Below are 11,230 nucleotides of genomic sequence, written 5' to 3' on the forward strand. Positions count from 1 at the left end.
TGGCCTCAGGCGTCCAGCCGGTCGGCCACCGCCTCGGCGAGCGACAGGCTGGAGGTCAGGCCGGGGCTCTCGATCCCGAACAGGTGCACGATCCCCGGCAGGCCGTGCTCGGCCGGCCCGTCGATCCGGAAGTCGGCCGCCGCCTCGCCGGGCCCGGTCAGCTTCGGCCGCAGGCCCGCGTAGTCCGGGTACAGCGCCCCGTCGGGCAGGCCGGGCCAGTAGCGCCGGATCGCGCCGTAGAAGGCCTCGGCGCGCGCGGGATCGACCCGGTAGTCGAACCCGTCGACCCACTCCACGTCGGGCCCGAAGCGGGTGCGGCCGGCGAGGTCGAGGGTGAGATGGATGCCGAGGCCGCCGTCGATCCGCGGCGCCGGGTAGATCAGCCGCGAGAAGGCCGGCTTGCCGGTGCAGCCGAAGTAGTTGCCGCGGGCGAGGCGCAGCGTCGGGACGCGCTCGGCCGGGTAGCCCTCCGTGCCGGCGGCCAGGGCCGGGGCGCCGAAGCTCGCGGCGTTGACCACCGCGTCGAAGGCCATCGTGCCGGGCTCGGCGCCGCCGAACGCGGCCCGCCACTGCCCGTCCCGCCGCGTCAGGCCCTCGACCGGGGTGCGCAGGGCGAGCGCGCCGCCGTGATCCTCGATCGCCCCGAGCAGGGCGAGCATCAGCGCGTGGCTGTCGACGACGCCGGTGCGTGGCGAGTGCAGCGCCACCGTGCAGGCGAGATTCGGCTCCAGCTGCCGGGCGGCGCGTCCGTCGAGGAGTTCGAGGCCCGGGACGCCGTTGGCCTCGCCCTGGCGTCGGATCGCCGCGATCTTCTCGGCCTCCGCGTCGTCGGACGCGACGATCAGCTTGCCGCACGCGCGATGCGGGACGCCATGACTCGCGCAAAAGTTGTATAATTGGCGGGCGCCCTCGACGCAGTGATGCGAGCGCTCGGATCCACTCGGGTAGTACATGCCGGCGTGGATCACTTCCGAGCTGCGGGAGGAGACCCCCGTTCCGAAGGCGTCCTCGGCTTCCGCCACGATGACGGCATGCCCGCGCAGCGCGAGTGCCCGCCCGATGGCGAGTCCGACGACGCCGGCTCCGACGACCAGGGCCTCCATGTCTTCGCGTTCTCCAACGCGCCCGGTTGGGCAGGTGAGTCCTCAATACCGCACTTGAGCCGGAACAACGACGCGCCCGTTGATTCGTCGTTGACCCTAAATCTCAATCCTAAGTAGAAATATCGGCGCGATAAATGCGCGGCTCGGTTGTAGCGGCGGCGGACTGGCCCATAATGAGGCCATCCGCCGCCTCCGGCCGAGGCCGAGAACGTCTCAGGGACATGCACCGGCCGTCGGCGGCGAAGAGCCCGACGGAAACCGACGAGAGCCACATCCGAAACACGTAGAATCGAGGTGACGACCATGCAGATGACATCGCCGAGCGTCGAACTCGCCGCAAAGATCCTGAGCGCCTACGTCACGCGCAACAGTGTCCCGGCGGGAACGCTGCCGGACCTGCTCTCCGAGGTACACCGCTCGATCACCGCCCTGGACCAGCCCGCGGAGCCGCAGGTCCGGCGGCCGACCGAGGCGCAGATCCGGGCCTCGATCCGGCCGGACACGCTCATCAGCTTCGAGGACGGCAAACCCTACAAGGCCCTGCGGCGTCACCTGACGATGCGCGGCCTCACGCCCGAGGCCTACAAGGCCAAGTGGGGCTTGCCCGTCGATTACCCGCTGGTCTCGGCGGTCTACAGCGCCCGCCGCTCGACGATCTCCCGCCAGATCGGCGAGGGCCAGCGCCTGCGGATGCAGCAGGCCGCGGAGTAAATGGGCGTCGGTCGCCGGCGCGCGAGCCCGGCGACCGGTCCTCACGGCCAGCCCGGGTTCTGCGCCTCGGCGGCGGCGGTCGCCACTTCTTGGATCAGCAGGGCCACGAGCCCGGACCATCCGGTCTGGTGCGACGCGCCGACCCCGCGGCCGCTGTCACCGTGGTAGTACTCGTAGAACAGGACGTGGTCGCGGAAATGCGGATCCTCCTGCTCGATCCGGCTGTCGCCGTAGACCGGCCTGCGCCCGTCCGGGCGGCGGGTCGAGAGGCTGATCAGCCGCCGTGACAGGTGGGCGGCGATCTCCCGGAGCGCGTAGGTCCGGCCCGACCCGGTCGGCGCTTCGACCCGGAAATCCGGGCCGTAATAGTCGTGGAAGCGGTTCAGCCCGGCGATGAGCAGGTAGTTGACCGGCATCCACACCGGTCCCCGCCAGTTCGAGTTGCCGCCGAACAGCCGCGAGCGCGACTCGGCCGGCTCGTAGGCGAGCCCCAGGTCCCGCCCGTCCCAGGCGAAGCAGAACGGCTCGTCCGCGTAGACGCGGGACACGGCACGCAGCCCGTAATCCGAGAGGAACTCGTTCGGGTCGAGGGCGCGGTGGAGCAGGGCCTTCAGCCGGTGCCCGCGCAGCAGCGACAGCAGCGCCGTCTGGCCCTCGCCGGGCTCGTTCCAGCGCGAGACCAGGGTCGCGAGGTCCGGGCGGTTCTTGAGGAAGAACACCATCCGGCTGCGCAGGGACGGCAGCCGCGCGAGGTCGCACTCGTTGATCACCGCCACCGCGAAGATCGGGATCAGGCCGACCATGGTCCGGGCGCGGATCGGGAGGCGCTGCCCGTCGCGCGTCTCGATGACGTCGTAGAAGAAGCCGTCCGGCTCGTCCCACACGCCCGCTCCCGTGGCTCCGGCGATGAGGAGGAAGTGCTCGAAGAACTTCTCCGCCATGTCCTCGAAGGTCGGGTCGTCGAGCGCCAGCTCGATGGCGATCCGCATCAGGTTCAGCGCGTAGGTCGCCATCCAGGCCGTCGCGTCGGACTGGGTCAGCGTGGCGCCGTCGCCGACCGGCTTCGACCGGTCGAAGATCCCGATATTGTCGAGGCCGAGGAAGCCGCCCTGGAACAGATTGCGGTCGTCGGAATCCTTCCGGTTCACCCACCACGTGAAGTTCAGGGTGAGCTTGTTGAAGATCCGCTTGAGGAAGGCGTGGTCCGGCTGGCCGGTGAGCGCCCGGTCCAGCTCGAACACCCGCCAGGCGGCCAGCGCGTGGACCGGCGGGTTGGCGTCCCCGAAGCCCCACTCGTAGGCCGGCAGCGCGGCGTTCGGGTGGGTGTAGGCTTCGTCGACCAGCAGCAGGAGCTGGTTCTTGGCGAAGTCCGGGTCGATGAGCCCGAACACGATCGCCTGCAGGGCGAGGTCCCAGGAGGCGAACCAGGGATACTCCCAGGCATCCGGCATCGAGATGATGTCGTTGGCGCGCAGGTGCGACCAGTCGCTGTTGCGGCCGTGCCGCCGCTCCGGCGCCGGCGCGGGCTGGGCCGGGTCGCCGGCGAGCCACTCGCGCACGTCGTAATGGTAGAGCTGCTTCGACCAGAGCATGCCGGCGAGCGCCTGCCGCTGCACGAGCCGCATCTCAAGATCGGCGATCGGCGCCTGGAGCGCCCCGTAGAAGTCGTCGGCCTCCCCCTCGCGGGCGGCGAAGACGGCGTCGAAATCCGCGAAGGGCGCGCCCGGCGCGGTCTCGGCGCGCAGGCGCAGGCGCACGGTCCGAGTCTCGCCGGGGCCGAGATGCAGGTCGTAGCGGGCGGCGCACTTGGTGCCGGACAGGGCGTTGACGGCGGCCCGGTCGCCGCCCACGACGCACCGGTCGATCCCGTCCTTGTAGAAGCCCTCGGCGGGGCCGCTGCCGAACAGCCGGTGCGTGTTGGTCTCGTTCTCAGTGAACAGCAGGTCGCCCGCGCCCTCGGCGAAGAACCGGAAGGTCGGCATCTCGGGGTGGCGCGCCCAGACCGAGCCCTCCGACCCGGCCATCAGCTCCGGCTTCGGCGTGCCCTGCTTCCACGACCACGTGTTGCGGGCCCAGAGCTGCGGCAGCAGCGTCAGGGCGGCCGGGTCCGGGCCGCGGTTGGTCGCGGTCACCCGCATCAGGATGTCGTCGGGGGCGGCCTTGGCGTAGGCGATCTCGACGTCGAAGTAGCGGCCCTCGTCGAACAGGCCCGTGTCGAGGAGCTCGAATTCCGGGTCGTCGAGGCCGCGCCGCGCGTTCTCCTCGACCAGGCGCCCGTACGGGAAGGCGGCCTGCGGGTACTTGTAGAGCATCCGCATGAAGGCGTGGGTCGGGATCCCGTCGAGGTAGTAGTAGAGTTCCTTGACGTCCTCGCCGTGGTTGCCCTCCTGGTTGGTCAGGCCGAACAGCCGCTCCTTCAGGATCGGGTCGCGCCCGTTCCACAGCGCCAGGGACAGGCACCAGTTCAGGTGGCGGTCGCCGAAGCCGCCGATCCCGTCCTCGCCCCAGCGATAGGCGCGGGACCGGGCGTGGTCGTGGGGCAGGTAGTCCCAGGCGTCGCCCTTCGGGCTGTAATCCTCCCGCACCGTGCCCCATTGCCGGTCGCTGAGGTAGGGCCCCCAGCGGCGCCACGCCGGATCGGAGCGGGCCTCCACGAGACGGCGGCCCTCGGCGGTCTCGAAGAGGTGCGGCGGCACGCCGTCGGGCTTGGTCATACGCGCGCTGCTCCTGCCCCCGCGGATCCGTACCGGATAAAGCCGCGACGCCGGCAGGGAAAGTCAACGCCCCGCCGCGACCGGATCGCCGCGGGGGATCGCGCGACGCGCGATCACACGATGCGGATCGACAGGTCCGGCAGGCCTTCGATCGAGCCGGCGAGCACGTCCCCGCGGACGACCGCCCCGACATTCTCGGGCGTTCCCGAGAAGACGATGTCGCCCGCCTTCAGCTCGAAGGCCCGCGACAGCTCGGCGATCTGCTCGGCGACCGACCAGATCATGTCCGACAGGTCGGCGTCCTGCCGCACGGTGCCGTTCACGGCGAGCCGGATGCGGCCGCGCGCTGGATGCCCGACCCGGGCGACCGGCAGGATCGGCGTGATCGGCGCGGACTGGTCGAAGCTCTTGCCGATCTCCCAGGGCTTCTTCTGGTTGCCCATGCCGCGCTGGAGGTCCCGGCGGGTCATGTCGAGGCCGGTGGCGTAGCCGTAGACGTGGTCGAGCGCCTGCGCGGCCGGGATGTCGCGACCGCCCGACTTCAGCACGGCGACGAGTTCGATCTCGTGGTGGTAGTTCTGGGTCAGCGACGGGTAGGGATGGTCGGCGACGCCGCCCGCGACGACCTGTACGGCATCCGCCGGCTTCTGGAAGAAGAAGGGCGGCTCGCGCGACGGGTCGGAGCCCATCTCGCGGGCGTGGGCCGCGTAGTTCCGGCCGATGCAGTAGATCCGGCGGACCGGGAAGACCTGCGCCTCGCCCAGGATCGGGATGATGGCCTGCGGCAGCGGGAACAGCGGGGCCGGCTGCGCCTCGGCGGCCGCGGCGGGGCCGAGGCCCGCGGCGGCCCCGGCGGCGACCGCCCCGAGCGCGCGGCGTCGACTGATCGTCACCATGGCCGTGTCCCTTCACCGCGATCCGCGCGGCGCAAGCGGGCGATACGACCGGGCGGGGCCGGCCGCCAGCGGATCCGCGGCCGGGATGGAGAGGCTCAGGCGGTCCGTGTCACCCGGATCCCGTCCGGGGCCGCCGCGACGCGCAGCCTGGTGTAGTCGGCGATGGTGGGATGATTGGTCCTCACCGGCTCGTGATGGGTCGCGGTGACGACCACGACGGCCGCATCCGCGGCCTCGGCCGCCCGGATGCCGGCCGGGGCGTCCTCGAACACGAGGCAGTCCGGCGCCGCGACGCCGAGGCGCCCGGCCGCCAGGAGGAAGCAGTCCGGCGCGGGCTTGCCCCGCGCCACGTCCTCGGCGGCCACCAGAAGGTCGGGGACCGGCATTCCGGCCGCCGCGAGGCGGCGCTCCGCCAGCCGCCGGGGCGCCGAGGTGACGATCGCCCAGCGGTGGCGCGGCAGCGCCTCCAGGAAGGCCCGCGCCCCCGGGATCGCCACGATGTCGTCGACATCCGCCATCTCGGCCTCGGTGATCGCGGCCGCCTCGGCCACGGGATCGACGCCCGGCAGGTTCAGCCGCCGGATGGTCTCGACCGATTGCACGCCGTGGATCGTCGGCAGGAAGGACGCCGCGTCGAGGCCGTGCGCCTCGGCCCAGCGCGACCAGATCCGCTCCGCGGAGGCGATCGAGCTGATGATCGTCCCGTCCATGTCGAACAGGAGCGCCGCCAGGGGGCGCGACGGGAGGGCTGACTCGGGCATGGGCGAGGGCTAGGCCGGCGCCGCCGTCTCGGCAACCGGCCCGCGCGCATGGCCGCGTCTCGCGCGTGGCCGGGCCTCCGGGACGCCTTCGCCCGCGGTCGCCGCGGGCCCGCCCGCTTCACGGGCCGGTGCCTTTGGTGTAGCGCGGGGGCAATCCCGGGCCGTCGGCGGCCCTGCAGAAGCGAATATCGACCGACCATGCCGAGCCGCATCGACGCCACCTTCGCCCGCGCCCGCGCGGAGAACCGGTCCGTCCTCGTCACCTACGTGATGTCCGGCGATCCCGATCCCGCGACCTCGCTCGAGGTCCTGAAGGCGCTGCCGGGCGCCGGCGCCGACATCCTGGAATTCGGCCTGCCGTTCACCGACCCGATGGCGGACGGCCCGGCGATCCAGGCGGCCGGCCTGCGGGCGCTCAAGGCGGGCCAGACGGTGTCGGGCACCCTCGACCTCGTGCGCCGCTTCCGCGCCGGCAACGACACCACGCCAATCGTGCTGATGGGGTACTACAACCCGATCCACACCTACGGCGTCGACCGCTTCCTCGACGACGCGCTGGCGGCCGGCGTCGACGGGCTGATCGTCGTCGATCTCCCGCCCGAGGAGGATTCCGAGCTGTGCCTGCCGGCCCTCGGCAAGGGCCTCGCCTTCATCCGCCTCGCCACCCCGACCACCGACGAGCGGCGCCTCCCGGCCGTCCTCGCGAACACGGCGGGCTTCGTCTACTACGTGTCGATCACCGGCATCACCGGGACGGCGACCCCGGATTTCGGCAAGGTCTCCGAGGCGGTCGCCCGCATCCGCCGCCACACCGAGCTGCCCGTCGTCGTGGGGTTCGGCGTCAAGACCGGCGCCCACGCGGCGGCGATCGCCGAGGGCGCCGACGGCGTCGTGGTCGGCTCCGCGCTCGTGGACGCCCTGGTGCGCTCCCTCGACGGCGAGGGCCGGGCGCAGGGCGGAAGCGTCGAGGCCGTGACGGAGCTGGTGCGAGAACTCGCCGCGGGCGTGCGGTCGGCGGGCGTCGGGCGGGCCGCCTGACGGGCGGACCGGGCACCCCTGGCGGCGGAGCGCGCCGCACCTGATATCTGCGCGGGCTTGAAGCGGACGGACGCAAGTCGATGGTCGAACCGATGAACTGGATCTCGGAGGTGGTGCGCCCCCGGATCAAGACCTTGTTCAAGCGCGAGACGCCCGAGAATCTCTGGGTCAAGTGCCCGGACACGGGTCAGATGGTGTTCCACAAGGAGGTGGAGGCCAATCACTGGGTCATTCCCGGTTCCGAGCATCACCTGAAGATGGGCGCCCAGGCGCGCCTGAAGATGATGTTCGACGAGGGCACGTGGATCGACGTGGCCCTGCCCGAGGTCACGCCCGACCCGCTGAAGTTCCGCGACGAGAAGCGCTACGTCGACCGGCTCAAGGAGGCCCGGGCCAAGACCGGCCTGCAGGACGCGTTCAAGATCGGCTTCGGCCGGGTCGGCGGCCTGCCGATGACGCTGGCCGCGCAGGAATTCGGCTTCATGGCCGGGTCGCTCGGCATGGCGGCGGGCGAGGCCTTCGTGCGCGGCGCCGAGACGGCGCTGGAGAAGCGCACGCCCTACGTGCTGTTCGCGGCCTCCGGCGGCGCGCGCATGCAGGAGGGGATCCTGTCGCTGATGCAGATGCCGCGGACCACCGTGGCGGTGCGCCGGCTCAACGCGGCCCGGCTCCCCTACATCGTGGTGCTGACGAACCCGACCACGGGCGGCGTCACCGCCTCCTACGCGATGTTGGGCGACGTCCACCTCGCCGAGCCCGGCGCGCTGATCTGCTTCGCGGGACCGCGGGTGATCGAGCAGACGATCCGCGAGAAGCTGCCCGACGGCTTCCAGCGGGCGGAGTACCTGCGCGAGCACGGCATGGTCGATCAGGTGGTCCACCGGCACCAGCTCAAGGAGACGATCACGCGTCTCTGCAGCCTCCTGACCAACGCGGCCCAGGCCGGCGCGCCGGCCGCGGCCTCCGAGGCGGCCTGAGCCCGGCGATGGCCTCGTCCGACGCCCTGATGGCGCGCTTCCTGGCGCTCCACCCCCGCACCATCGACCTGTCGCTCGGCCGCATCGAGCGGCTGCTCGCGCGGCTCAACCATCCCGAGCGCCGCCTGCCGCCCGTGATCCACGTGGCCGGCACCAACGGCAAGGGCTCGACCATCGCGTTCATGCGGTCGATCCTGGAGGCCGGGGGCCTGGCCGCCCACGTCTACACCTCCCCGCACCTCGTCCGCTTCCACGAGCGGATCCGCATCGGCGGGATCGGCGGCGGGCATTTCGTGGACGAGGACCGGCTGGCCGACGCCTTCGCGCGCTGCGAGAGCGCCAATGCCGGCGAGCCGATCACGATGTTCGAGATCACCACGGCCGCGGCGTTCCTGCTCTTCTCGGAGAGCCCGGCCGACGTGCTGCTCCTGGAGGTCGGCCTCGGGGGCCGGCTCGACGCCACCAACGTCATCGACCGGCCGGCCTGCGCGGTGGTGACGCCGATCGGCCGCGACCATGCCGAGTATCTCGGCGACACGGTCGAGTCGGTCGCGACCGAGAAGGCCGGGATCTTCAAGCGCGGCTGCCCGGCGGTGATCGCCGCCCAGGACTACGCCGAGGCCGACGCCGTCCTCTGCCGGCGCGCGGAAGCCCTCGGGGCCGGGCCCGTGCTGGTGGGCAACCAGGACTTCTCCGTGCACGAGGAGCGCGGCCGGCTCGTCTACCAGGACGAGACCGACCTGTTCGACCTCCCGCGGCCGCGCCTCGCCGGGCGTCACCAGCTGGTCAACGCCGGAACCGCGATCACCGCGCTGCGCGCCGCCGGGTTCGGCGACATCGGGATCGCGGCCCTGGAGCGGGGCCTGACCGAGGTCGAGTGGCCGGGCCGGCTGCAGCGCCTCGGCCGGGGCCGGCTGGCCGCCCAGCTCGATCCCGGCACCGAGCTGTGGCTCGACGGCGGTCACAACATCGACGGCGGCCGGATCCTCGCGGCCGCCATGGCGGATCTCGGCGAGAAGAGCGACGTGCCGCTCGTCCTCGTGGTCGGCCTGCTCGGCACGAAGGACGCCGACGGGTTCCTGCGCAACTTCGTGGGCCTGGCCCGGGCCCTGGTGGCCGTCCCGATCACCGGGACCATGGCCGCGCGCCCGGCCGAGGAGGTGGCCCGGATCGGCGAGGATGTCGGCCTCAAGACCTACGCGGCGCCGAGCATCGAGGCGGCCCTCGCCCTCGTGCGGGACATCGCCTTCGAGCGCCCGCCGCGAATCCTGATCTGCGGATCGCTCTACTTGGCCGGCATGGTTCTCGCCGCCAACGACACGCCGCCGGTCTGAGTCGTCTCCAGTCTGGGAGCGCCGCGCGCGGCCGCTGTATCAAGTGGCCGGAAACCGGAGACCTGTGAAATCCGGATTCTGCATTCGAAAATCCGTCGAATCGCCGCAATCGCCCGGACGGACACCCGTCCACGGCCACGCTTTCCTCCCGCTGTGGCAGCTAAGCTACATCCTCGCGGGGCCCGATCGCATAGTTTCACCGGCGATCGGGCTTATGCTGGGGATCACAGTAATGAAGAAGCTTCTCACCTCTCTCGCGGCGTTCACCGCGCTCACGGCCGCCGCTTCGGCCGCCGACCTGCCGCGCCGCGCCGCGCCGCCGCCGGTGTTCACCCCCGTTCCGGTGTTCACCTGGACCGGCGCCTACTTCGGTATCAACGCCGGCTACGCGTTCGACGCCAGCAGCAACTCCACCCGCGGCTTCGTCCAGACGCCCGGCAACCCGGTCGCTCTGGTTCCGGGCGGTCTCGTCCCCTACCAGGCCCTGCTGCCGAACGGCTCGTCGCTGGTCTACAGCAACGACAGCCGTGAGGGTTTCTCGGGCGGTGGCCAGGTCGGCTACAACTGGCAGCTGACCCCGGGCTCCGGCGCCGTGATCGGCTTCGAGGCTGACGCCCAGTACCTCGACTTCGGCCGTCGCGCCCGCTTCGCCACCAACGCCGTGGCGATCAACCCGGGCTTCATCCCGGTCAACGGCACGCTCAACACCATCGACTTCTTCGGCACCGTCCGCGGCCGTCTCGGCTGGGCCTTCGACCGGACCCTCGTGTACGCCACCGGCGGTTTCGCCTACGCCACCGGCACGGATGACGGCGCTCGCGTCGGCCTGCAGAACTTCGCCGGCCGCCGGAACGACTTCAAGACCGGCTGGACGGTCGGCGGCGGTGTCGAGTACGCCCTGCCCACCGACTCGTTCCTGAACTTCTTCCGCTCTTCGGCCGTCACGCTGAAGGTCGAAGGTCTGTACGTGAACCTCGACAACAACAACGGCCGCGCCCAGGCGCCGCTGGTTGGTGCTGCGATCTCCCCGGTCGGCCTCGTGCCGGTGTACTCGCTCGCCGGCGCCAGCCGGAACGAGAACGCCTTCGCCGTCGTCCGCGCCGGCCTGAACTACAAGTTCGGCTCGTACTGAGACGGAATACGGGATCCCGGGCCAACCACCGGGATCCCGAAATAAAAAACTTGGGCTCGAAACCGAGAAAGCCCGGCCTCGCGGCCGGGCTTTCTTTTTGTCGTTCGGAACCGTGTGGCCGGTTCAGGCGGTCTGGGCGCCGATCCAGCGCGACAGGTCGCCCTTCGGGGCGGCGCCGACCTTCTGGTCCACGCGCTCGCCGTTCTTGAAGAGCAGCAGCGTCGGGATCGAGCGGATGCCGTACTGGGCGGCGATCTGCGGATTCTCGTCGACGTTGACCTTGGCGATCTTCACCTTGCCCTGCAGGTCGGTCGCGATCTCCTCGAGGGCCGGGCCGATCTGACGGCAGGGGCCGCACCACTCCGCCCAGAAATCCACCACGACGGGCTCGGCGGACTTGAGAACGTCCTGCTCGAAGCTCGCGTCGGTTACTTTCACCGTCGCCATAACGTCACCTTTCGGAATCCGCCGCCCGTCGGGCGGCGTCGAACGGGCAGAGGCCCGCGCGGTCCGGTCAGAATTGGCGACGGCCCGGCGCCCGGTCAAGAAGTCCGGTCGCCGGGG

At 71.4% G+C, this 11,230-nt stretch carries 10 protein-coding genes; 5 read left to right on the forward strand and 5 right to left on the reverse strand.

All coding sequences use genetic code 11. The features are described from left to right. Positions 1 to 5: 5 nt before the first annotated feature. Complete coding sequence (locus BLW78_RS14925; RefSeq protein WP_091680505.1) at positions 6 to 1,103, reverse strand: NAD(P)/FAD-dependent oxidoreductase; 1,098 nt, start codon at positions 1,101 to 1,103, stop codon at positions 6 to 8. A gap of 303 nt (positions 1,104 to 1,406) precedes the next feature. Here BLW78_RS14925 and BLW78_RS14930 point away from each other — a divergent pair, with 303 nt between their 5' ends. Continuing rightward, a complete protein-coding gene (locus BLW78_RS14930; RefSeq protein WP_026604910.1) occupies positions 1,407 to 1,814 on the forward strand; it encodes a Ros/MucR family transcriptional regulator in 408 nt (135 codons plus the stop codon). A gap of 41 nt (positions 1,815 to 1,855) precedes the next feature. Here the strand turns inward: BLW78_RS14930 and BLW78_RS14935 are convergent, their stop codons facing one another. From BLW78_RS14935 to BLW78_RS14945, 3 genes are all read right to left on the reverse strand, one after another. Then, positions 1,856 to 4,528, reverse strand: a complete 2,673-nt coding sequence (locus BLW78_RS14935; protein WP_091680507.1) for an MGH1-like glycoside hydrolase domain-containing protein — start codon at positions 4,526 to 4,528, stop codon at positions 1,856 to 1,858. Between the two features lie 113 nt (positions 4,529 to 4,641). Next, entirely contained in the window at positions 4,642 to 5,424 is a 783-nt protein-coding gene (locus BLW78_RS14940) for a fumarylacetoacetate hydrolase family protein (RefSeq protein ID WP_091680508.1), read from the reverse strand. A gap of 95 nt (positions 5,425 to 5,519) precedes the next feature. Then, the gene (locus BLW78_RS14945; RefSeq protein WP_091680510.1) at positions 5,520 to 6,185 is read right to left on the reverse strand and encodes an HAD-IA family hydrolase; all 666 of its coding nucleotides are present in this window, start codon (positions 6,183 to 6,185) and stop codon (positions 5,520 to 5,522) included. 198 nt (positions 6,186 to 6,383) lie between these two features. Between BLW78_RS14945 and trpA the strand changes: the two genes are divergently transcribed. From trpA to BLW78_RS14965, 4 genes are all read left to right on the forward strand, one after another. After that, entirely contained in the window at positions 6,384 to 7,223 is an 840-nt protein-coding gene (gene trpA / locus BLW78_RS14950) for a tryptophan synthase subunit alpha (RefSeq protein ID WP_091680511.1), read from the forward strand. 80 nt (positions 7,224 to 7,303) lie between these two features. After that, positions 7,304 to 8,200 (forward strand): acetyl-CoA carboxylase, carboxyltransferase subunit beta, encoded by an 897-nt coding sequence (gene accD, locus BLW78_RS14955; protein ID WP_091680513.1) that lies wholly within the window; start codon positions 7,304 to 7,306, stop codon positions 8,198 to 8,200. Between the two features lie 8 nt (positions 8,201 to 8,208). Beyond that, the gene (locus BLW78_RS14960) at positions 8,209 to 9,534 is read left to right on the forward strand and encodes a bifunctional folylpolyglutamate synthase/dihydrofolate synthase (RefSeq protein WP_091680515.1); all 1,326 of its coding nucleotides are present in this window, start codon (positions 8,209 to 8,211) and stop codon (positions 9,532 to 9,534) included. Positions 9,535 to 9,766: 232 nt separating this feature from the next. After that, positions 9,767 to 10,666, forward strand: a complete 900-nt coding sequence (locus BLW78_RS14965; protein ID WP_091680517.1) for an outer membrane protein — start codon at positions 9,767 to 9,769, stop codon at positions 10,664 to 10,666. Positions 10,667 to 10,789: 123 nt separating this feature from the next. On the opposite strand, the gene trxA is transcribed toward BLW78_RS14965, so the two are convergent. Beyond that, complete coding sequence (gene trxA / locus BLW78_RS14970) at positions 10,790 to 11,113, reverse strand: thioredoxin (protein WP_010682902.1); 324 nt, start codon at positions 11,111 to 11,113, stop codon at positions 10,790 to 10,792. Positions 11,114 to 11,230: the final 117 nt, after the last annotated feature.

It is taken from the genome of Methylobacterium sp. 275MFSha3.1, from assembly GCF_900108435.1.
Lineage (GTDB): Bacteria > Pseudomonadota > Alphaproteobacteria > Rhizobiales > Beijerinckiaceae > Methylobacterium.